This is a genomic window from Geobacillus sp. GHH01, from assembly GCF_000336445.1.
Classification (GTDB): domain Bacteria; phylum Bacillota; class Bacilli; order Bacillales; family Anoxybacillaceae; genus Geobacillus; species Geobacillus zalihae.
The window spans coordinates 3,434,370-3,456,841 of sequence record NC_020210.1; the positions used below are offsets into that span (position 1 = coordinate 3,434,370).

General features: G+C 55.5%; 25 protein-coding genes. All 25 read right to left on the reverse strand.

Features of this window, described 5'->3' with window-relative positions; translation table 11 throughout:
- Positions 1–156 precede the first annotated feature (156 nt).
- Complete coding sequence (murA, locus tag GHH_RS16965) at positions 157–1,461, reverse strand: UDP-N-acetylglucosamine 1-carboxyvinyltransferase (protein WP_015376051.1); 1,305 nt, start codon at positions 1,459–1,461, stop codon at positions 157–159.
- Between the two features lie 31 nt (positions 1,462–1,492).
- Positions 1,493–2,248, reverse strand: a complete 756-nt coding sequence (locus tag GHH_RS16970) for a YwmB family TATA-box binding protein (RefSeq protein ID WP_011232809.1) — start codon at positions 2,246–2,248, stop codon at positions 1,493–1,495.
- 260 nt (positions 2,249–2,508) lie between these two features.
- Positions 2,509–2,748 (reverse strand): DUF1146 family protein, encoded by a 240-nt coding sequence (locus tag GHH_RS16975; protein ID WP_014196942.1) that lies wholly within the window; start codon positions 2,746–2,748, stop codon positions 2,509–2,511.
- A gap of 378 nt (positions 2,749–3,126) precedes the next feature.
- Entirely contained in the window at positions 3,127–4,620 is a 1,494-nt protein-coding gene (gene nuoN, locus GHH_RS16985) for an NADH-quinone oxidoreductase subunit NuoN (protein ID WP_015376052.1), read from the reverse strand.
- A 4-nt stretch (positions 4,621–4,624) separates the two neighbouring features.
- Positions 4,625–6,202 (reverse strand): NADH-quinone oxidoreductase subunit M, encoded by a 1,578-nt coding sequence (locus tag GHH_RS16990; protein WP_015376053.1) that lies wholly within the window; start codon positions 6,200–6,202, stop codon positions 4,625–4,627.
- Positions 6,199–8,052, reverse strand: coding sequence for an NADH-quinone oxidoreductase subunit L (gene nuoL, locus GHH_RS16995; RefSeq protein WP_015376054.1), 1,854 nt, complete (start codon positions 8,050–8,052; stop codon positions 6,199–6,201). Before nuoL ends, GHH_RS16990 begins: the two co-directional genes overlap by 4 nt.
- 17 nt (positions 8,053–8,069) lie before the next feature.
- Complete coding sequence (gene nuoK, locus GHH_RS17000) at positions 8,070–8,375, reverse strand: NADH-quinone oxidoreductase subunit NuoK (protein ID WP_011232815.1); 306 nt, start codon at positions 8,373–8,375, stop codon at positions 8,070–8,072.
- Entirely contained in the window at positions 8,372–8,893 is a 522-nt protein-coding gene (locus tag GHH_RS17005) for an NADH-quinone oxidoreductase subunit J (RefSeq protein ID WP_013524804.1), read from the reverse strand. Before GHH_RS17005 ends, nuoK begins: the two co-directional genes overlap by 4 nt.
- Complete coding sequence (gene nuoI, locus GHH_RS17010) at positions 8,890–9,309, reverse strand: NADH-quinone oxidoreductase subunit NuoI (protein WP_013146600.1); 420 nt, start codon at positions 9,307–9,309, stop codon at positions 8,890–8,892. Before nuoI ends, GHH_RS17005 begins: the two co-directional genes overlap by 4 nt.
- Before the next feature lie 248 nt (positions 9,310–9,557).
- On the reverse strand, positions 9,558–10,559 hold the full coding sequence (nuoH, locus tag GHH_RS17015; protein WP_015376055.1) for an NADH-quinone oxidoreductase subunit NuoH: 1,002 nt from the start codon (positions 10,557–10,559) through the stop codon (positions 9,558–9,560).
- Positions 10,556–11,656, reverse strand: coding sequence for an NADH-quinone oxidoreductase subunit D (locus tag GHH_RS17020; protein WP_033005905.1), 1,101 nt, complete (start codon positions 11,654–11,656; stop codon positions 10,556–10,558). Before GHH_RS17020 ends, nuoH begins: the two co-directional genes overlap by 4 nt.
- Before the next feature lie 3 nt (positions 11,657–11,659).
- Positions 11,660–13,171 (reverse strand): NADH-quinone oxidoreductase subunit C, encoded by a 1,512-nt coding sequence (locus tag GHH_RS17025; protein ID WP_015376057.1) that lies wholly within the window; start codon positions 13,169–13,171, stop codon positions 11,660–11,662.
- Between the two features lie 3 nt (positions 13,172–13,174).
- The gene (locus GHH_RS17030; RefSeq protein WP_011232822.1) at positions 13,175–13,687 is read right to left on the reverse strand and encodes an NADH-quinone oxidoreductase subunit B family protein; all 513 of its coding nucleotides are present in this window, start codon (positions 13,685–13,687) and stop codon (positions 13,175–13,177) included.
- Complete coding sequence (locus GHH_RS17035; protein ID WP_015376058.1) at positions 13,678–14,046, reverse strand: NADH-quinone oxidoreductase subunit A; 369 nt, start codon at positions 14,044–14,046, stop codon at positions 13,678–13,680. The genes GHH_RS17030 and GHH_RS17035 overlap by 10 nt, the downstream gene beginning before the upstream one ends.
- 274 nt (positions 14,047–14,320) lie before the next feature.
- Positions 14,321–14,722 (reverse strand): F0F1 ATP synthase subunit epsilon, encoded by a 402-nt coding sequence (locus GHH_RS17040; RefSeq protein ID WP_015376059.1) that lies wholly within the window; start codon positions 14,720–14,722, stop codon positions 14,321–14,323.
- A gap of 22 nt (positions 14,723–14,744) precedes the next feature.
- The gene (gene atpD, locus GHH_RS17045; RefSeq protein ID WP_011232825.1) at positions 14,745–16,166 is read right to left on the reverse strand and encodes a F0F1 ATP synthase subunit beta; all 1,422 of its coding nucleotides are present in this window, start codon (positions 16,164–16,166) and stop codon (positions 14,745–14,747) included.
- Between the two features lie 27 nt (positions 16,167–16,193).
- Positions 16,194–17,051 carry an ATP synthase F1 subunit gamma gene (gene atpG, locus GHH_RS17050; protein ID WP_011232826.1) on the reverse strand — a complete coding sequence of 286 codons (858 nt, stop codon included), beginning with the start codon at positions 17,049–17,051 and terminating at the stop codon, positions 16,194–16,196.
- 67 nt (positions 17,052–17,118) lie between these two features.
- Positions 17,119–18,627 (reverse strand): F0F1 ATP synthase subunit alpha, encoded by a 1,509-nt coding sequence (gene atpA, locus GHH_RS17055; RefSeq protein WP_015376060.1) that lies wholly within the window; start codon positions 18,625–18,627, stop codon positions 17,119–17,121.
- A 24-nt stretch (positions 18,628–18,651) separates the two neighbouring features.
- Complete coding sequence (locus GHH_RS17060) at positions 18,652–19,188, reverse strand: F0F1 ATP synthase subunit delta (RefSeq protein WP_015376061.1); 537 nt, start codon at positions 19,186–19,188, stop codon at positions 18,652–18,654.
- Positions 19,185–19,718, reverse strand: a complete 534-nt coding sequence (locus GHH_RS17065; RefSeq protein ID WP_190300174.1) for a F0F1 ATP synthase subunit B — start codon at positions 19,716–19,718, stop codon at positions 19,185–19,187. Before GHH_RS17065 ends, GHH_RS17060 begins: the two co-directional genes overlap by 4 nt.
- A 120-nt stretch (positions 19,719–19,838) precedes the next feature.
- Complete coding sequence (atpE, locus tag GHH_RS17070; RefSeq protein WP_011232830.1) at positions 19,839–20,057, reverse strand: F0F1 ATP synthase subunit C; 219 nt, start codon at positions 20,055–20,057, stop codon at positions 19,839–19,841.
- Positions 20,058–20,124: 67 nt separating this feature from the next.
- Positions 20,125–20,838: a F0F1 ATP synthase subunit A gene (gene atpB / locus GHH_RS17075; RefSeq protein ID WP_015376063.1), complete on the reverse strand. Its 714-nt coding sequence runs from the start codon at positions 20,836–20,838 to the stop codon at positions 20,125–20,127.
- A 17-nt stretch (positions 20,839–20,855) separates the two neighbouring features.
- Positions 20,856–21,239 (reverse strand): ATP synthase subunit I, encoded by a 384-nt coding sequence (locus GHH_RS17080; RefSeq protein ID WP_015376064.1) that lies wholly within the window; start codon positions 21,237–21,239, stop codon positions 20,856–20,858.
- Position 21,240: 1 nt separating this feature from the next.
- Positions 21,241–21,465 carry an AtpZ/AtpI family protein gene (locus tag GHH_RS17085; RefSeq protein ID WP_015376065.1) on the reverse strand — a complete coding sequence of 75 codons (225 nt, stop codon included), beginning with the start codon at positions 21,463–21,465 and terminating at the stop codon, positions 21,241–21,243.
- A gap of 303 nt (positions 21,466–21,768) precedes the next feature.
- Positions 21,769–22,398, reverse strand: coding sequence for a uracil phosphoribosyltransferase (upp, locus tag GHH_RS17090; RefSeq protein ID WP_011232835.1), 630 nt, complete (start codon positions 22,396–22,398; stop codon positions 21,769–21,771).
- Between the last annotated feature and the right edge of the window lie 74 nt (positions 22,399–22,472).

Sequence of the window (22,472 nt, forward strand, 5' to 3'; positions counted from 1 at the left end):
TATGGAGAAATTTCATACAGACGGTCTTTCTCTGAGCTTCAAAACAGACCGTTAGGAACGAACGGTTGTTTTTTACCGTCCTTCGACGGTCGCCCGTGTTCCAAGAAAAAACGACCATTCCCTGCCAAAAGGCAAGGAACGGTCGTTTTTCGCTCTTTATCCGTTCCATTGGATCGTTTGAATTTGGTCGAATTGTTCCGTTTCTTCGCGGACGCGTTCAATGTCGGCCCCAAGCGCAGCCAACTTTTCGTGGAAGCGGACATACCCGCGGTCGAGATGACGAAGCTCGGTCACGCGCGTGTAGCCATCCGCCGCGAGTCCAGCCAAAATCAACGCCGCCGCTGCGCGCAAATCGGTGGCCGCCACTTCGGCGCCTTGCAGCTGGCACGGGCCATTGATCATGACGGAACGCCCTTCAATTTTAATATCGGCGTTCATGCGCCGGAATTCCTCCACATGCATAAAGCGATTTTCAAACACCGTCTCGGTGATCATGCTCGTGCCTTCCGCTTTCAACAAGAGAGCCATCATTTGCGACTGCATGTCGGTCGGAAAGCCCGGATATGGCATCGTTTTAATGTCGACGGCTTTCAGCTTTTCCGGACCGATGACACGCAAGCCGCTTTCCTCTTCAATGACGGTCACGCCCATTTCTTCGAGTTTAGCGATCAGCGAGCCTAAATGTTCCGGAACGGCTCCTTGCACGAGGACATTGCCGCCGGTGATTGCCGCCGCCACCATAAACGTGCCGGCTTCGATGCGGTCCGGAATGACCGTATGCGTTGTGCCGACGAGCTCGTCAACTCCCTCGATTCGAATCGTTCCGGTGCCGGCGCCGCGCACTTTGGCGCCCATCGCGTTCAAAAAGTTCGCCAAATCGACGATTTCCGGCTCTTTCGCACAGTTTTCGATCACAGTCGTGCCTTCCGCGAGCACGGCGGCCATCATAATGTTTTCCGTCGCCCCGACGCTTGGAAAGTCCAAATAAATTTTGGCGCCGCGGAGCCGTCCGTTCACTTCCGCATCGATAAAGCCATTGCCGACTTTCACAGACGCGCCCATCGCTTCAAATCCTTTTAAATGTTGATCGATCGGGCGCGAGCCAATGGCACAGCCGCCCGGCAGCGCCACGCGGGCTCGGCCGTTGCGCGCCAACAGCGGCCCCATGACAAGCACCGACGCGCGCATTTTTCGCACATATTCAAACGGCGCTTCCACCGTCAACGGACCGGTGGCATCGACGGTGACCGTCTCGTCGGCAATGTGCACATCGGCGCCTAAATAGCGGAGCACTTCACTGATTGTATATACATCGGAAAGAGCAGGCACATCATGAATCGTACTTGTTCCTTTCGTAGCCAATAAAGTGGCAGCGATGACAGGCAAAACGGCATTTTTTGCGCCTTCCACTTTGACGGTGCCGCTCAACCGGTTTCCGCCACGGACGATGATCTTTTCCAAGGTATTCCCCTCCGCGTCCAATTTCTCTATATTAGTATTCAATGGTAATGATTGGGGTTCCAGCAACGACGCGCGTCTTGCCGCCCAATTTTTCTCTCAAGGCGAGTTGCAGGTTGATCGGCTGATGATTGGCGGCCGGGAGAACGTTCTTCCACTGCCCAGTATATGCAGACAGGGAAACGAGTGACTCTTCCCGCAGCCACTCGACAGGCGTCGCTTGAAAATCGCGAAGCAATTGAGAAGCTTGATCGAACAAACCACCTTCCATATTACCACTGAACTCGCCTTCAATACAAGCGAAAAATGTAGAGTGATTCACAAATAGTCCGTTCGTCGTTTTTTGAATGTGCTGTGCTGCTTCTTTCCACCCAGCTTGGCTCCACGTTGGGCCGGTCGCTTCATAGAGGATATACGTTTGCGGCGTTCCATTTGTGACGGTCATCACGAGCTGGATTTGTTCACGAAAAAAGGAATGTTCATTCGTGCCGATCACTTTTTGCCAATGGCTAGTTTGGTGGAACGTCCAGCGGAAGGAGCGGTATGTTTGTTTGAACTCCGCCATTTTTTTGAAAAAGTCCGCATCATTTTGAATATCGTGGGCATACTCTCTTGTGTACACGACCCAGCGGCCGAGCGAGGCACCGTGTTGCGCCAATGTGTGCGCCATCATTTCCAACGGTTCGGACCATTCGTTCCCCCGCGCGCCTTCCGTCCGGTATTGCCCTGCGGCCAACAACAAGACCGCGGCGGCCAGCGCCATCAGCCAACAGATTGGATTTTTTCTCATCTTCGTTCCCTTCCTCTCCTTACTTGTTATTGTTGCCACCGGGCAAGGGAACATACGTCAAAAAAATCGACAACCGGCGATTTTTGAAATCGCTTTCATAAATAAACATCAAAGCGGAGGGCAAACAGCCGAGAATCCATGGAAGAAGGGGACGGGACGGGGAGCAAAGAGGCGGCGGCAAGAACGGATCGGCCGGACAGAGGGCGGGGCAAGCGGACAGTTGGAGGGGGAGCCGAAGCACCACGGCGCCCCGGGCCTCCCTATTCGCGGAACAAATACGGCAAATCGGTTGACCAAGCCCAATAGTCAAGGAAAAAGTTCGCCACCGTCGAGCCGATGGCAATCGTCAATAAAATGTACAGCAGCCGCCCTTGGACGACGCGGTTCGGCCGAAGCAGCACCTCGAGCCGCACCGCCTGCAGCGTCCACCACGTCACCGCTAGAAACGCCAAATGAACGATAATCGAAATCAACGCTTGTTGGCCGATGACCAGCATCATCAAGTTTCACCTCTTTCTCAAGCATATGTGAAACGGCGCATACGAAGCATTTCCTCTTTTTCGGAACGCGGCGTGCAGCCAAAGCACTTCATGCGTTTCGAAAACAGATTAAGCGTCGCATGACAAGCTCTTCTCCCCCGAAACAGCACCGGCCGCACATCCAAGGTGCTCCTCGTCCCGAAACAAAGCCAGCGGGATGAGCATTCCCCTCTTTCTATGAAAATGCGCAGGCCTTGAAACTTTCATGCTAGGTGGAAAGCAAACATTGCTCGATGGAGCTTTCCTGCGCAAAGCACGCAGCGCATCCCCTCCTTTCCAAACGAAGCCGGCGGCGCAAAAAAAGAGGAGAGGCATTCTCCCTCTCCCTTTATTCTACCGTTACGGCAAAAAATCGCCAAAATGCCCAAACTGGGCAAGCATATCGTAAGCAAGCCCCGGCGCCCAGCCGATCGCCAACGTTCCAAGCGCGCAAAGAACGACGGCGGTCGACAGCCCGGCCGGCAGCCGGCCAAGCGGCGCGGTGAACGTCGGGCGGAAAAAGAGCTGGACGATCAAATTGAAATAATACACGTACGAGATGACGGTCGTGATCGCCATCACGGCGGCGAGCACATAATGGCCCGGCTCTGTGACGACAAGGCCGATGAAAATATGCAGCTTGGCGATAAAGCCAGCTGTTCCTGGGATGCCGGCGAGCGAGAGCAAAAACAGCCCGAACGCCGCAGCCAGAAATGGGCGGTGCCGATATAAGCCGGCGAGCCCATCCAAATCATCGGATCCGGTTTCATTGACAATATGGGCAATAATGGCAAACGCCCCGATGTTCATCAACGTATAGACGAGCAAATACATCCAGAGCGAATCGATCATCGCCCATGACATCGCGGCAAACCCCGCGAGCAAGTAGCCGGCGTGGGCGATGCCTGAGTAGGCGAGCAGCCGCTTTAAACTCCGCTGCCGAAGCGCCACGACGCTGCCGATGATCATCGTCAATCCAGCTAACACGGTGATGATCGGCTGCATCGACAAAAGAAGCGATGATGGGTCACGCCCTTCAGACGGCGCCACGGCAAAGATCGTCACCAGCAAACGGAGAAGAAGGGCAAAGCCGGCCGTTTTCGACACGACGGCAAAAAACGCGGTCGCTGGAACGGGCGCTCCTTCGTACACGTCCGGCGCCCACATATGAAACGGAACAGTCGCCAGCTTAAACGAAACGCCGATGAGCAAAAGCAGAAACGCCAAAGCAAGCATGTACGGCTCGTTCGTCTCCTGCAAGCGGCGCGCGATGCCGCCGAGATTCGTCGTTCCGGTCAAGCCGAACACATAACTCATGCCAAACAGCATGATGGCGGTGGCGATGCCGCCATTGATGACGTATTTGAGCGCCGCCTCGTTCGATGCCGGCGCCGTTTTGCGCAAACCGGCCAAAATGTAGGACGACACCGAAAGCAGCTCAAGGCTGACAAATAATGTAAGCAAATCGCCGCTAGACGCCATCATCATCGCCCCAAGCAGCGCAAACAACATCATATAGACAAATTCGCCGCGGTGCGGACTGCCTTCTTTCGGCGCCCATTCGGCCACTAAAAGCAGAGCGAGCGCTCCGCCAGCCAGCAAAATGAACTTGAACGCTTTGGCGAACGCATCGAGCCGGAACGTATCATGCAAAATCGATGCCGACCCGGCCGGGATCATCGCCGCTGTCGCGATCATGGCGAGCGCCGCCGCCGCCGCGGCGCCCCAAGCAAGCGGCCGGCGGCTTCGATCACTCGGCAGCGCCAAGTCAATCACCAACAGCGCTATGGCGGCCGCGAGGACGATCCATTCGGGCGCCATCATGCTCCAATCGGATTGCCATACATCGTTCATGTGATCAACCCCCTAGCCCGTTCATCATCGTCTTGACGACGGCCGTAAGCGGCGCGGCCAATAGCTGTGGATAGACGCCGACGGCCACGATCAACGCGACGAGGATGAACGCCGGCACAGCTTCTTTTCCTTGCAAGTCAACGACGCCCCCTTGCGGTTCACCTAGGCTTGCCGCAGATGCTTGCGGCTCACGCCAGCCCATGACCGCTTCCCGCCGGTCGCGGGGGCGGCCGAACGTGATATCAAGGACGGCTTTCAGCGAATAGACAGCGGCGAAGATCAATCCAAGCGCACCCACGGCGGCAAGGGCCGGCTTCGTTTGAAACAGCCCGAGAAACGACGTGAATTCACCGACAAATCCCGCCAGCCCCGGCAGACCGAGCAAGGCGAGCGCCGCTGTGAGCAAATACCCGGAAAAGAGCGGCATCGCTTTCGTCAGTCCACCAAGCCGGTTGATGTCCGTTGTTCCCATTCGATGAGCGAGCACGCCGACAAGCAAAAACGACAAGGCCGAGATGAGTCCGTGAGCCACCGATTGAAAGACCGCTCCTTGAATGCCGGCCTCATTCAACGCACCGAGTCCGATGAGCACGACCCCCATATGCGACACGCTCGAGTAGGCGAGCACGCGCTTCAATTCGCGCTGGCGAAGCGCCAACAGCGCGCCGTACAGCACGTTGATGACGCCAAATAGAGCGAGAACGCCGGCAAACGAGCGGAACTCATCCGGAAACAAGCCGACCCCGAAGCGAATCATCCCATACGCTGCGATTTTCAGCAACACCCCGGCATGAAGCATCACCACCGGCGGCGGCGCTTCGACGTGGACGCGGATGAGCCAGCGGTGGAACGGAACAGCCGGCAGCTTGACGGCAAATGCCAACAACAGCCCGCCGAGCAGCCAGCGACTCCCTTCCTCCGTCAACGGCGCAATCAGTTGCCCTTCCGCCGCTGGATTATGTAACATTTCATGAAGCAAGGCAAAGTTCGCTGTTCCAGTTCGGGCAAGCAGCACCGCGATCACAACAAGCAACAAAGCCGAGCCGAGCCCGTTGTACAACAAGTAGCTGTACGCCGCCCGCTCGCGCTCAAACCCGCCCCACTTGCCGACAAGCAAAAACATAGCGACCAACGTCACTTCTAAGAAGAGGAAAAACCAAACGAAATTGGCGGCGGAAAATACGCCGAGCATGCCAATCTCAAGCGCCAGCAGCCAGAGAAAATACCCTTTTTTCTCCGTTTTGACAAGCATCGACGCCAAAGCGGCCAACGTCGCCAACACCGCGGTCAGAACGATAAAGACAAGCGACAGCCCATCGATGCCGAGCTCATAGCGGATCACATACGCCGCGTCCGTCAAAAATGGCAGGTCAGCAAGCCGCACCCAGTCCCGCGCTTCGTCGAGCCGCTCGAGGCGAAACCCGCGCCCGGACTGAATGAAAGCAAACAACGCCAAAATGAGCGGCGGTACGGTGGCAGCCGTTCCGAGCCATTGAATCATTCGTTCATCCGTTTTGCGGACAAACATCAGCAACACGATGCCTAACAGCGGCGAAAAGACGAGCAGCGATAAAAACATCATAGCCAGTACCCCCCTGTTAAGGCGAAAATGACGACCAAAATCGCCAATCCGGCCACCGTCACCGCCCCATACGTCTGCGCCTGCCCGTTTTGCCCGCGCGACCCAGCCGAGGCGGCCGCGCCGACAATGCCGGCGGCAAGCCGGGCGAGCCCTTCCACAAGGAAGCGGTCGACATACGCCAACAGGCGGCTGATCCATGACACAAGCGACACGACCGTCAAACGGTAAATGTCATCGATGTAGTAATGACGGCGCAGCAGCTCATCAACATACGGAACACGCGCGGACAGCCAATCGCGCGGCATTTTCTGCGCCCCGTACATCAGCCAAGCGAGAAAAATCCCTGCAAACGACACGATCGTCGCCAAAACAGCGATCCATCCCGGCGCCGCTTCATGACGATACGCTCCATCCGTCAACCATTCGCCAAGGAACGAGCCAAACCACGGCGTTTGCATGTATCCGGATGCAATCGACAGCACGCCGAGCACAAGCATTGGCGCCACCATCGAGGCCGGCGCTTCATGAGCATCCTCATGATGCCGCGCTTTGCCGGCAAAGACGAGGAAAAAGAGCCGGAACATATAAAACGACGTCAACAGCGCGGCAGCGACCGCGAGCCAAAAGAGGAGGCGCGGCCCGTTCGTCCAGGCGGCGGCCAAAATTTCGTCCTTGCTGAAAAAGCCGGCGAATAGCGGAACCCCGCTGATCGACAGCGCCCCAATGAGGAATAGCGGCGCGGTCCATGGCAGCCGCTGCCAAAGTCCGCCCATTTCCTCGATGTTTTGCGTACGGACGGCATGAATGACGCTCCCGGCGGCCAAAAAGAGGAGCGCTTTAAAGAACGCATGCGTCGTCAAATGGAAGATGGCCGCGACATAGCTGCCGGCGCCAAGCGCCAACATCATATAACCGAGCTGGCTGATCGTCGAATAGGCGAGGACGCGCTTGATGTCCGTCTGCACCAAGCCGATCGTCGCGGCGAAAATGGCCGTCACCCCGCCGATCGTCGCCACGGTCATCATGGCTGCATGGCTTGCCTCATACAGCGGAAACAATGCCGCCACAAGGTACACACCGGCCGCCACCATCGTCGCAGCGTGGATGAGCGCCGACACCGGCGTCGGGCCTTCCATCGCGTCTGGAAGCCATGTATGGAGCGGAAATTGCCCCGATTTGCCGATGGCGCCGATGAAAATCAAGATCACAGCGAGCGTCGTCATCCCCGGCGACAGCGTGCCGTCGCCGACGGCGCGGAAAATGTCATCGTAATCAAAGCTGTGCGTTTGCCAAAAGAGCAACATCATGCCGATAAAAAAGCCAACGTCGCCGATGCGCGTCATGATGAACGCTTTTTTCGCCGCCGCTTTTGCTTCTTCCTTATAGAAGTAAAAACCGATCAGCAAAAACGATCCAAGCCCGACGAGCTCCCAAAAGATGTACGCCTGCAGCAAATTCGGCGACAGCACAAGACCGAGCATCGCAAACGTAAACAGGCCCAAATACGCGTAAAAGGTGGAAAACCGTTCATCGCCAGCCATGTACCCTTGCGAATACACATGGACGAGCCAGCTGACGAGTGCGACGACGACGAGCATCCAAGCGTTTAGGGCGGTGGCGGAAATCCCGACCGTCAACGTCACGTTGCCGATCGTCATCCATGTCCAGTTTGCCTCATACGTCGACCCGCCAAGGCGGTCCACAAGCACCGCGAGCGCCAAAAGCAGCGACAAGAACGCCGCGGCGATGCCGACATAGGCGCTTCGCTGTTTCCATCTCCGTCCGAACAGCAGCAACAGAATGAACGAACCAAGCGGGAACAGCGGCACGACCCAAGCTAGGTTCATCATCGTTCCCATCCCCTTCTCTAATGTTTCAACGAATTGGCTTCATCGACTTGAACCGTCTTCCGGCTGCGGTAAAAAGCGATGAGCGCAGCTAAGCCGACGGCTGCTTCCGCCGCCGCCACGGCGATCGCAAACAGCGCGAACACGTGCCCGTGAACGCTGGGATGGGCGCCGTATTTGGCAAAAGCGACGAAATTGATGTTGACCGCATTTAACATCAGCTCAATGCAGATGAGCACAATGACCGTATTCCTCTTCGTGAGCGCCCCGTACAGCCCAATGCAAAACAAGATCAGCGCCAACGCTAAATAGGCCGATAATGTCATTCGTCTTCCGCCCCCTTGCCGTCTTTTTTCGCCAACACGATCGCGCCAATTAAGGCGACAAGCAAAATGACGGACACGATTTCAAACGGAATCGTATAATACGAGTAAAGCGACTTGCCGATCGCCTTCGCGTTGTCGCCCGAAAGCGCGCTGCCGTCAGCGCCGAAGTCGAGCTGGCGGATGCCGAAGTAGACGGCAAGGCCGAAGGCGATGACGGAGAGGGCGGCAACCGCTTTATGCCAGACGCCGCCGGTGGTTTGGCGCTCCCTTTCGTCTGTGTGATGGCGCGTCAGCATGATCGCAAACAGCATGATGATCGTGATGGCTCCGGAATAGATGAGCACTTGCACAACAGCGACAAATTCAGCGGACAACAGCACGTACAGCCCGGCAATGCCTACAAATGTCATGACGAGGGCGATGACCATATGGACGACGTTCGTCAGCTGGAGCATCGTCACTCCCCCGGCAATCGCCGCGAGGGCGAGCAAGAAAAAGGCGATGTCCGTTCCGCTCACGGCTTATTCTCCCTTCTGATGTTCGTATCGTTTTCATCGAGCCAGGCCAAATCTTTATACAGAGCGTCGCGGCTGTATTCCGCGAGCTCAAAGTTGTTCGTCATGACAATCGCTTCCGTTGGGCATACTTCCGTGCACAAATCACATAAAATGCAAATTTCAAAGTTGATGTTGTACGTCTCAATCACTTTCCCTTTTTTCGTCGGATCGGGATGTTTTTTCCCGGTCAGCTGGATGCATTCGGTCGGGCAAATGTTGACACACTGGTTGCACACGATGCATTTTTCGGGATAAAATTTCTGGATGCCGCGAAACCGATCCGGGAGCGGGAGCGGTTCGTGCGGGTAATCGTACGTCACTTTTTCGCGCGTCAACTCTTTTAACGTATACGCCAATCCTTTCATCAACCCAATCATCCGTCTACCCCTCTCATGGGAAAAGTGGCGTTCCGACACGACCTCTGCCCGAAGGAGGAGGCCATGCTCATGGGCGGCTGCCCCCTTCTTGGCAAGACAAGTTGCTTTGTTCCTTTAGAGGACTGGTGAAAAACGACCGATTTCGCCGAATCCGTTGCTTTTGGGTGAAAGAGAGGCGTTGATTTTACAGGACTTCTCAATTTGAAAAGAGTCCGTTTTTCGCGACTTTTCACTAAATCACCGGCCTTTTAGAAAAACCACGCTTTCACGACCGCCGTCAGCACAATGTTGACGAGCGAAAGCGGAAGCAGCACTTTCCAGGCGAACTCCATCAGCTGGTCGGCGCGCACGCGCGGAAATGTGGCGCGAAACCAAATGAGGACGAAAACGACCGCACAAAACTTCAGCGCAAACCAGACCGCGCCAGGAATCCAGCCGAGAAATGCGACCGGATGCCAACCGCCGAGAAACAAAATCGTCACAAGCGCCGCCATGGCGAACAAATACACATACTCGGCGAGCATAAAGAACGCCCAACGGAACCCGGAATATTCGACATGGAAGCCGGCGACGAGCTCGGACTCCGCCTCCGGCAAGTCAAACGGCGTCCGGTTCAACTCGGCCACCGCGGCAATGAGGAAAATCAAAAACGCCAACGGCTGGGCGAAAATGAACCAGACGTCTTTTTGCGCCGCAACGATGTCGACTAAATTCATGCTTCCAGCCAAAAGCACGACGCCAAGCGCCGACATGACGAGCGGAATCTCATAGGAAATCATTTGCGCGGCTGCCCGCATGCCGCCAAGCAGAGCGTATTTGTTGTTTGACGCCCAGCCGCCGGCGACAACGCCGATGGTTGTCAAGCCGGAAACGGCGATGTAATACAAAAGGCCGACGCCGATATCGGCAAACCGAAACGAATCGGTAAACGGCAATACCGCCAGCACCATAAACGACGGCACAAAGGCGATGATCGGCGCCAGCACGTACAGCGGGCGGTCAGCGGCTTTCGGAATCGTATCTTCCTTTAGCAGCAGCTTTAATACGTCCGCGACCGTTTGCAAAAGCCCGAAGCGGCCGCCGACTTGGTTCGGCCCGATGCGCCCTTGCATAAACCCCATCACTTTCCGCTCAGCCAAAATGCCGTATGTGACAAAGGCGAGCACGACCGCCAAAAGCAGCGCCCCAAGCCCGAAAAACAGGGCGATGTTCGACCAGCTTGGCGTGGATTCAAGCCATTGTTCCATCATCCGTCGACCTCCCCAAGCACAATGTCAATCGACCCAAGAATGGCGATGACATTGGCCAAGTTTTCCCCTTTGAGCAGCTTCGGGAGTATTTGCAGATTGTAAAACGACGGGCGCCGGAATTTGAGGCGGTACGGCTCCTTTTTGCCGTCGCTCGCAATATAGCAGCCGATCTCGCCGCGCGGCGCCTCGATGCGGACGAACGTCTCGCCGGGCGGCGCTTTAATGATGCGGGGCACTTTTCCCATGATCGGCCCCTCAGGCGGAAATTGCTCGCACGCCTGCTCGATGATGCGAAGCGACTGTTCGATTTCCGCCATCCGGCATTCATAGCGGGCAAGGCAGTCGCCGCCATCGCGCACCGGCACGTCAAAATCAAAGCGGTCATAGATCGAATACGGTTCATCTTTGCGCAAATCCCATTTGACGCCGGTCGACCGCAAGTTGACGCCGCTGAGCGAATAGCTGATCGCCTCTTCTTTCGTATACCGCCCGACGCCGGTGACGCGCTGGCGGAAAATTTCATTGCCAGTGACAAGCTCATGATAGCCGTGAAGTTTCTCCCGCATGTACGGAACGAACTGCTTCACTTTGTCAATCCAACCGTCCGGCGCATCCCATTTGACGCCGCCGATGCGCATATAGTTGAACGTCAGCCGCGCTCCAGACAGCTCATTTAATAGATTAATAATCATTTCGCGTTCGCGGAACGCGTACAAAAACGGGCTCGTCGCACCAAGATCGAGCAAATACGTCCCCCACCAAACGAGGTGGCTGGCGATCCGCCCGAGCTCCATGGCGAGAACGCGCAAATATTCGGCCCGCTCCGGCACTTCAATGCCCATCATCGTTTCGACCGCATGGCAAAGCACATAGTTGTTCGTCATCGCCGACAAGTAGTCCATCCGGTCGGTGTACGGGATGATTTGCGTGTATTGCAGCCCTTCGGCGATTTTTTCCGTCCCTCGATGCAAATAGCCGATGACCGGCGTCGCCTCTTGAATGATCTCGCCGTCAATTTTTAAAATGAGGCGGAACACCCCGTGCGTGCTCGGGTGTTGAGGGCCGACGTTTAAAATCATTTCTTCTGTGCGCAGCATCATCTACACCTCCGCATCGTACGGCTCGTAATCTTTGCGCAGCGGATGCCCAACCCAGTGCTCCCCAAGAAAGATGCGGATTAAGTTCGGGTGGCCGCGGAAACGGATGCCAAGCAAATCGTACGCTTCGCACTCCGGCCAGTTCGCCCCCGGCCAAAGCGGAACGAGCGAATCGACTTCCGGGTTGTCGCGCTCGATTTTGACTTTCAGCGCCACCGGCTGCCGGTTTGGATAGGAATACAAATGGACGTACACTTCCATATGCGTCTGAAAATCGGTGCCGTGCAGCTCGGATAAATAATCAAACTGCAGCTGTTCATGGCCCTTTAACAACTCAGCGACTTTGTAGTACGCCTCTTTTTTCACGACAAGCGTCGGCACATCTTTCGCCAGCCGGTTGATGTATGCATCCTCGAGCACGTCCGAACCGAGATGCTCATGAATGATGCGGACATATTTCTCAAGCAGCGGATCGTTCGGCGATGAAGCAGATGGCTTCGCCGCCCCGCCATCCTCCCCAGCGGCTGCGGCCTTCGCCCGGGCAGCCGCGGCCGCTTTCGCTTTCGCCGCCGCGATCGCCTTTTGTTTCGCCTCATCGTCGGCAGCATCGCCTTGCTGCTTCGCCATAGCAGCAGCCCGCGCTTTCGCTGCAGCGGCGGCTTTCGCTTTTTGCTTCGCCAGCTCGTCATCGCTTCCCGCCGCTTCAGCGGCCTTCTGTTTGGCCAGCGCCGCCGCCTTCGCCTTAGCCGCCGCGGCAGCCTTTTTCTTCGCTAACTCGAGGTCCTCTTCCGACGCACCTGCGGACGCGGCCGCCTCGCGCTGACGACGTAGTTCGGCCGCCTTCGCCCGCGCTTCTTCCGCCGCTTTCTTCTTCGCCGCCTCGAGGTCGTCCCCAGCCCCCGCTCCCGACGCCGCCTCGCGCTGACGACGCAGTTCGGCCGCTTTCGCCCGCGCTTCTTCCGCCGCTTTCTTCTTCGCCGCCTCAAGGTCGTCCCCGGACCCCGCTCCCGACGCCGCCGCCTCGCGTTGTCGCCGCAGTTCGGCCGCTTTCGCCCGCGCTTCCTCCGCCGCCTTCCGCTTCGCCGCCTCGAGGTCGTCCCCTGTCGCCGCACCAGACGCAGCGGCCTCCCGCTGTCTTCGCAATTCCGCCGCCTTCGCCCGCGCTTCCTCCGCCGCCTTCCGCTTCGCCGCCTCGAGGTCGTCCCCGGACGCCGCCGCCTCGCGCTGTCGCCGCAACTCGGCGGCCTTGGCTCGCACCTCTTCGGCAACTCGTTTTTTCGCTGACGCGATGTCTTCAGCCGATGGCGGCTGCGCCGCGCCGCCCGGCGCTTCATTTGCCGGGCCGTCGGATACATCCGAAGAAGGATTCAAATCATCGCTTCGGGCGTCACCGGTTTCAGCGGCTTGCTTCGCCTGTTCTGCTGCTTGCTTGGCCGCAAGCCGTTCGCGCGCCAGCTGTTTTGCCCGCTCGGCTGCTTCTTTTTTTCGCTGGGCCAAATCTTTTTCTTCATCCATCGGTTACAGCACCTTCTTCCCCGTTTTGGCTTCCAGTCGGATTTTTTCTTTTAATTTATGAATGCCGTAGATGAGCGCTGCCGGGTTCGGCGGACAGCCTGGTATGTACACGTCCACCGGGACAATTTGGTCGACGCCTTTGACGACGCTGTACGATTTGACGTACGGGCCGCCGGCTGTCGCACACGAACCCATGGCGATGACCCATTTCGGTTCGGGCATTTGGTCATACAACCGGCGCAAGAGCGGCGCCATTTTTTTCGTCACCGTGCCCGAGACAATCATGACGTCCGCCTGCCGCGGCGAGGCGCGGAAAAACGAACCGAACCGGTCGAGGTCGTAATGGGCGCCGCCGACCGCCATCATCTCGATGGCGCAACAGGCAAGGCCGAACGTCAACGGCCAAAGCGAACTGCTTCGGGCCCATCCTTTCAACTGTTCCAACGTCGTCAAAAAGACGTTTCGCTTCACTTCTTCCATTTCGACGCCAGAAAAACCCTCCCATTTCACATCCATCGTAACACCTTCTTTTTCCAAGCATAGATCAAGCCAATGGCAAGCAAAACGATGAACATGATCATTTCCACCAACGCGAACAAGCCGAGTTGGTCATAGACAACAGCCCACGGGTACAAAAACACCGTCTCGATATCGAAAATGACAAACAGCAAGGCAAATAGGTAGTACCGAACTTGGAACTGAACGCGCGAGTCGTGAAAGGGATTGTTACCGCTTTCATAAATTGTCGCCTTTGCATCACTCGGCACGTGCGGCCGCAGCCACCGCCCGGCCGTGAGCGCCCCGATCGGCAGCAACACACCGAGGCAAAGGAAGACGAAGATGATCAAATAACTGTTTGCATAGATGTTGCTCAACCAGCTCGCCCCCTTCCGGTTTACTACATACGTATGGTGTTAATGATGAAATTTTTCAATAATTCCTTCGATTTCATTATAACATTTATATCCAGCCGTGTCAGCAAAACTTCAAGTTAACACTGTCAACACGGTATCCATTCATGTAAGCGCTTCATCTTTGTTGAAACGACGGAATGCGAGGAACGAAAAAAGAGAGAGCGTTTGCCTCTCTCCTTGACGGACGATTCTTCCGTTTTCATCAAAAAAAGCAGGGGAAAAACTCCCCTGCTTTTTACTTCATTTCCGCAACGCTCAAACGGTTCATGGCGCGTTTTAACGCCAGTTCGGCCCGTTTGAAGTCGATGTCATCCTGCTGGCTTTGCAGGCGGCGCTCCGCCCGCTCTTTCGCCGCTTTGGCGCGGAGGACGTCAATGTCCTCCGCCCGTTCAGCAGCTTGAGCCAAAATCGTCACGTTGTCCGGGCGGACTTCCAAAAAGCCGCCGCTGACGGCAATGTATTGCGTTTTGCCGCCTTTTTTCAACCGGGCCGCGCTGATCTCGAGCGGGGCGACAAGCGGGATGTGCCCCGGCAAAATGCCGAGCTCGCCGCTTTTCGCTTTGACGCTGACCATCTCAACATCGTCTTCGTACACCGGGCCATCAGGAGTAACGACGCTCACGTGGATCGTTTTCATTGTCCAATCCCCCTATCCCGGGTCACACTTCGACACCCATCGCTTTCGCTTTTTCAACGACTTCTTCAATGCGGCCGACTAAGCGGAACGCATCTTCCGGAAGATGGTCGTATTTGCCTTCCAAAATTTCTTTAAAGCCGCGCACCGTTTCTTTGACCGGCACGTAGGAGCCCGGTTGGCCCGTGAACTGCTCCGCCACGTGGAAGTTTTGCGACAAGAAGAACTGGATGCGGCGGGCGCGGTGAACGACGAGTTTGTCTTCGTCCGACAGTTCGTCCATCCCCAAGATGGCGATGATGTCTTGCAATTCTTTATAACGTTGCAGCGTTTGCTGCACTTTGCGGGCGACTTGATAATGCTCCTCGCCGACGATTTCCGGCGCCAACGCACGCGATGTCGAAGCGAGCGGGTCAACGGCCGGATAAATCCCCATCTCCGCGAGTTTCCGCTCCAGGTTCGTCGTCGCATCCAAGTGCGAGAACGTCGTGGCCGGAGCCGGGTCCGTATAGTCGTCGGCCGGGACGTAAATCGCTTGAATCGAGGTGATCGAGCCTTTCGCCGTCGACGTGATCCGCTCTTGCAATTGACCCATCTCCGTCGCCAATGTCGGTTGGTAACCAACGGCCGACGGCATGCGGCCTAACAGCGCCGACACTTCCGAACCGGCCTGCGTGAAACGGAAGATGTTATCGATAAAGAGCAACACGTCTTGGCCTTGTTCATCACGGAAGTATTCGGCCATCGTCAAGCCGGTCAAGGCGACGCGCATCCGCGCCCCCGGCGGCTCATTCATTTGTCCGAACACCATGGCCGTTTTGCTGATGACGCCGGAATCTTTCATTTCATGGTACAAGTCGTTCCCTTCGCGCGTCCGTTCGCCGACGCCAGCAAAGACGGAAATCCCGCCGTGCTCTTGGGCGATGTTGTGAATCAGCTCTTGGATCAAGACCGTTTTTCCTACGCCAGCGCCGCCGAACAAACCGATTTTTCCGCCTTTAATATACGGGGCAAGCAAGTCAACGACTTTAATCCCCGTTTCCAAAATTTCGACTTCCGTCGCCAATTCCTCGAATTTTGGCGCCGGACGGTGAATCGGGTCGCGGCGGGCGTCAGCCGGAATGTCGCCTTCCAAGTCGATCGGCTCGCCCAAGACGTTGAACACGCGGCCAAGCGTGACTTCGCCGACCGGCACCGAAATCGGTGCACCGGTATCGATGACTTCCATGCCGCGGATGAGGCCGTCTGTGGACGCCATCGCGATCGTCCGTACTGTATCATCGCCAAGGTGCAAGGCGACTTCCAATGTCAAGTCGATGTCGACTTCGTTTTCGTTGCGCGCTTTATGTTGAATTTTCAGGGCGTTGTAGATCGCCGGCAAGTGGCCGTTCTCAAACTTGACGTCTACAACCGGACCCATGACTTGGATAACGCGTCCTCTTGTCATCGTTTTCCCTCCTAACTTGCTAGTCCCCTATTGCAAGGCGTTTGCTCCGGCGACAATTTCCGTAATTTCTTGCGTAATCGCCGCTTGGCGAGCGCGGTTGTAGGAAAGCGTCAATGTGCGAATGAGCTCGTTCGCATTGTCCGTTGCGTTCTTCATCGCCGTCATGCGGGCGGCGTGTTCGCTTGCTTTTGCATCGAGCAATGCGCCGTAAATGAGGCTTTCCGCATACTGCGGCAATAAGACGTCCAAAATTTCTTCTTGCGACGGTTCAAATTCGTACACCGTGCGTTGCTTATTCTCCGCCAAGTCAGTGAGCGGCAGAAGCTTCCGTTCCGTCACCTCTTGCTGGATCGCGCTCACGTAATGGTTGTAATACATATACAGCTCGTCAAACGTACCGTCGGCGAATAACCCAACCGTTTTGCGGGCGATTTCTTTAATATCGGCAAACGACGGCTGGTCCGGCAAGCGGGTGATGTCGAGAATGACCGGCATGTTCCGCTTGCGGAAAAAGCTCAACCCGACGCGGCCGATGACGATGATCGCATATTCGTCCGGAGAAGCATGGCGTTTTTGGATCGTTTGGTACACGAGGCGCAGCACGTTGCTGTTGTACGCGCCAGCCAGACCGCGATCCGACGTGATCACGAGATAACCGGTTTTTTTCACCGGGCGCGAAACGAGCATCGGATGTGAAGCGCCGCCGGCGCCAAGCGCCACATTAGCCACGACTTCTTGAATTTTCTCCATATATGGAACGAACGATTTCGCGTTTTGCTCCGCGCGGTTCAGCTTCGACGTCGAGACCATTTCCATCGCTTTTGTAATTTGGCTTGTCTTCTTCGTCGCATTGATGCGCGTTTTAATATCGCGTAACGATGCCAAAGGTTTCACCACCTTTTTGCTGCACGGGTTCTAACAGGCATGAGGGGGCGATATGCCCCCGCCGGCCTTATTGAGAAACGACAAACGTTTTCTTGAACGCTTCGATCGCTTGATTGAGATCGTCTTCGTTCGGAAGATCTTTCGTCGTGCGGATGTGCTCAAGCAAGTGTTGGCCGTTTTGGTCGAGCCACAAGTAAAACTCTTTCTCGAAACGGCGCACATCTTCAACCGGGATGTCGTCCAAAAAGCCGCGCGTCAATGCATAGATGATCAACACTTGTTTTTCGACCGGAATCGGCTGATGCAAATCTTGCTTCAGCACTTCGACCGTGCGCGCCCCGCGGGCGAGCTTCGCCTGCGTCGCTTTATCGAGGTCGGAGCCGAATTGGGCGAACGCTTCGAGCTCACGGTAAGCGGCCAAGTCCAAACGAAGCGTCCCGGCTACTTTTTTCATCGCTTTGATTTGCGCTGCCCCACCGACGCGCGAAACGGACAACCCTGCGTTGATCGCTGGGCGGACGCCGGAGAAGAACAAGTCCGATTGCAAGAAAATTTGCCCGTCCGTAATCGAGATGACGTTCGTCGGAATGTAGGCGGAAATGTCGCCCGCTTGCGTTTCGACGAACGGAAGCGCGGTCAACGAACCGCCGCCTTTGGCATCGCTCAATTTCGCTGCGCGCTCAAGCAGGCGGGAGTGCAAGTAGAAAATATCCCCCGGATACGCTTCACGGCCCGGCGGACGGCGAAGCAAGAGCGACAATTCGCGGTATGCCGCGGCTTGTTTCGATAAATCGTCATAGACCACTAACACGTGTTGGCCTTTATACATGAAATACTCGCCCATCGCCACACCGGCATACGGCGCCAAGAACAAAAGCGGAGCCGGCTGCGACGCCGAGGCGGTGACGACGATCGTATAGTCGAGCGCGCCGTGTTTGCGGAGCGTTTCGACAACGGTGCGGACCGTCGATTCTTTTTGCCCGATGGCGACATAAATACAAATCATGTTTTGGTCTTTTTGGTTGATGATCGTGTCAATGGCGACGGACGTTTTCCCCGTTTGCCGGTCGCCGATGATGAGCTCGCGCTGGCCGCGGCCGATCGGCACGAGCGCGTCGATCGCTTTAATCCCGGTTTGCAGCGGCTCATGCACCGATCTCCGGTCCATAACGCCCGGCGCACGGCTTTCAATCGGGCGCGTTTCCGTCGTTTCCACCGGCCCTAATCCGTCAACAGGCTGACCGAGTGGGTTGACGACGCGGCCGATGAGCGCTTCCCCAACGGGCACTTCCATGATCCGGCCCGTACGGCGCACTTCGTCCCCTTCTTTAATGCCGGTGTACGGTCCTAAAATAACGATACCGACGTTGTTTTCTTCCAAGTTCAACGCCATGCCCATCACGCCGTTGGCAAATTCAACAAGCTCGCCGGACATGACGTTATCGAGCCCATGAGCGCGCGCGATCCCGTCGCCGACTTGGATGACGGTTCCGACATCGCTCACTTGGATTTGCGATTCATAGTTTTCAATCTGCTGCTTAATGAGCGCGCTGATTTCTTCCGCTCGAATGCTCATGCCTTTCACCCCTGTCTTCAAATGTTAGCCGATCAGCTGCCGCCGAATCCGTTCAAGCTGCCCGCTGACGCTGCCGTCGTAAATGCGGTTGCCGATGCGCAGCCTCACGCCGCCGATGAGTTCCGGATCAATGATGTTTTCAATCTCAAGCGTCTGTTTGCCGACTTTTTGGGCAAAGACGTCGGAAAGCGCCCGCAGTTCTTCGTCCGTCAACGGCCGCGCCGAATAGGCGACCGCCTTGGCGATGCCGCGCGCATCGTCGACGAGGGCGAGAAACTGTTCCGCCAGCTCGGGCACAAGGCCGAAGCGATGGCGCTCCAGAAGAAGGAGAAGCGTGTTTTGCACCGGAGTGGACACACCGGCGAACGCTTCGCGGATGAGCGCTTTTTTCTGATCCAAGGAAAGTTTCGGATACGAAAGAAGCGATAAAAACTCGCCGTTTTCCGCCAACGCCTGGCGCACGGCGCGAACATCTTCTTCGATTCGATCAAGCTGTCCTTGTTCGAGCGCGATTTGGAACAAAGCGGACGCGTACCGTTTGGCGATCACTTCTTGGTTCATCGCGCTCCTCCTACCTCTTGAACGTCTTTGATGTACGCTTCGATCAGCTTGCGTTGATCTTGCTCGGTCAGCTCTTTTTCAATCACTTTTGAGGCGATCAAGACAGACAACGAGGCCACTTGTTCACGGAGCGCGGCCATCGCCTGTTCTTTTTCACGCTCGATTTCTTTTTTCGCCGCTTCTTTCACCCGTTCCGCTTCCGCACGGGCCGAGGCGACAATTTGTTCTTTCTGCTCTTCAGCCAGCTTGCGCGCGTTTTCAATGAGCGCTTGCGCTTCTTGGCGCGACTGCTTCATCAGTTCGCGCTGTTCTTCAAGAAGTTTTTCTGCTTCTTGACGGCGTTTTTCCGCCTGGTCGATTTCGTTCGCGATATGTTCTTCACGTTGTTTCATGATATTCATTAACGGCTGCCAAGCGAATTTGCGCAGCAAGGCCAGCAAAATAATGAACATCAGCAATTGGTAAATAATCGTGCCGCCGCTGATGCCATGCGCCGCTTCGCCGAGCACCCATACGTTTGCCTTCCACAACACCGCGTTTCACTCCTTTCGACAGCTATCGCACCGATGCGGTCTCGCAAAACCGCACATAAAGGAATGGCGAAGGTGGTCGTTGACACGAACTTCGCCATCACTTTCCATATCGATTTCTTATCGACCTAAGTAAATGAACGAGAAGACGACACCGATGATCGGAAGCGCCTCAACCAACGCAACCCCGATGAACATCGTCGTTTGCAAAACCGGACGCAATTCTGGTTGACGAGCAATCCCTTCAATGGTACGGCTGACGATCAACCCGTTGCCGATGCCGGCGCCTAACGCCCCCAAACCTACCGCAATCGCAGCTGCAAGTACACCCAAACTCATGTTGATAGATCCTCCTTCACCATGTTAAAGTAATGTTTCAAGTCCTTAATGAAATGATAAGGAATGCTCAATGGTCATGACTGACCTTATGAGCCATATAAACCATGGTTAACATCGTAAAAATGAACGCCTGAATCGTTCCGACAAAAATACTGAACGCTTGCCACACCATCATCGGAATGGCTGCGCCAACAGCGCCAAGCACACCGTAATGCGTGCCAAGGCTGGCGAGCAAGCCAAGCAAAATTTCCCCGGCGTAAATGTTCCCGAAAAGACGCAAACCGAGCGTCAGCGTGTTGGCAAACTCTTCGATGATTTTAAGCGGGAACAACCAGGCGACTGGACGGGTGTAATCGCGCAAATAGTCGGATGCCCCTTTCATTTTCACCCCATAGTAGTGGGTGAGGGCGACGACCATCACCGCCAGCGTCAACGTAACGGTCGCATCCGCGGTCGGCGATTTCCACCAAAGTTCGCCGTTGACATGGACGGAAAACGGCAGTCCAAGCATATTGGCCACAAACACATACATGATGAGCGTGACCCCCAGCGTCAAAAAGCGGCCGCCCGTTTGCCAATCCATCGTGCTGTTAATGATGCCTCTAACAAAGTCAAAGACCCACTCCATAAAGTTTTGCATCCCCGTCGGGCGCAGCTGAAGCGAGCGAGTAGCCGCAACAGCAATGATGAAAACGATCAAACAGGTGATCGTAATCATCAACATATCAGATAAATTAAACGTAAGGCCTAAAAATTCGACAAGCGGCGCTTTATGCTCCATCCTCTCTCACCTCGCTTTCATGCCTGCAGCTTGTCGTTTTTCCATTTGTGAAAGAAGAAATCTATTATAATGACAATGTAGGATGTCATTAATCCCAAAACGGTTGGCACGATATGAAAATATTGCGGATACGTCAGAACAATGACAGCAGCCAATGCGGCAAGCGCCAAACGCGATAAGGTGCCTAATGTGCGCACTTTTTTGCGCGCCGCCACCGCTTGTCCGAATTTTTCGATTTTCCAGGTTAAGTTCCAAACCATGAGGAGGCTGATCGATGTGCCGAGAATCAAGCTGAGAAAAACGGTTTTATACGGCGTAAATCCAAAGCCGAGCGTATAGATGGCGAGCAAATACAATATGTATCGAACTTGCCGCCAAAACATCGCTTGAAGATTTCCCATTTTATTGCTCCCCAGAGAAATATTGGCGGATCAAGCGCAACATCGCATACACGCCGGCCGCCAGTCCAAGCAAAAGGCCGACGATCAAAAAGATCGGCTCGGTGCCAAATCGATCATCGATCCATCTCCCGCCGAAAACGCCGACCAAAATCGAACCAACAAGTTGGGAGACGATGGCGGACATCAACGCCATGGCTTGAAACGGGTGGCGCTGTTTTGGGGACATGCCAACACACCCTTTAACATAATGAAAACCTTCTCAATCTACCCCTTGTAAAGGATACAATACGGCCTGGTCAATGTCAATGTGTTTCCACGTAAAACCTCATTCACATAGGGCAAATATTAATAATTTGTGACAATTTCTCATTTTCTTCTCACAATGATGATGTATAATGATATATTTTATTTTTAGCCTATTTTCCTTTTCATGATTCGATGCAAGCGCTTAACTGACGCATGGGCAAGGCACCCTCTCCACCGCTCGATGGAATGCGAACCCCGCGCGGCGCGGGGCGCCTTGCAGCTGTTATTTTGTGCCAAACAGCCGATCGCCGGCGTCGCCAAGACCAGGGACAATATAGCCGTGGTCGTTCAACCGCTCATCAAGGGCAGCGATGTAAATGTCCACATCCGGGTGGGCCGTTTCCACCGCTTTGACTCCTTCCGGCGCCGCGATTAGGCACATAAATTTAATGCTTTTCGCACCCCGCTTTTTCAGCGCATCGATCGCCGCCACCGCTGATCCGCCGGTTGCGAGCATCGGGTCGACGATGATAAAATCGCGCTCTTCGACATCGCTCGGCAGCTTGACGTAATATTCGACCGGCTTTAATGTTTGGGGATCGCGGTACAAGCCGATATGGCCGACTTTCGCCGCCGGGATGAGCTTCAGGATGCCGTCAACCATGCCGATGCCGGCGCGCAAAATCGGAATGACGCCCAGTTTTTTGCCGGCGATCACTTTCGCTCTGGCTTTACTGACGGGGGTTTCGATCTCGACTTCCTCAAGCGGCAGATCACGTGTAATTTCAAACGCCATCAACGTCGCCACTTCGTCGACAAGCTCGCGAAATTCTTTCGTGCCCGTATTCTTGTCGCGAATGTAGGTCAATTTATGCTGGATGAGCGGATGATCAAAGACGTACACTTTTCCCATGGGTCAACTCTCCTCTTCCGTATGTATGCGCTGCACTTCTATACATTCTACTGGAAAACGAGCGCCTATTCAAC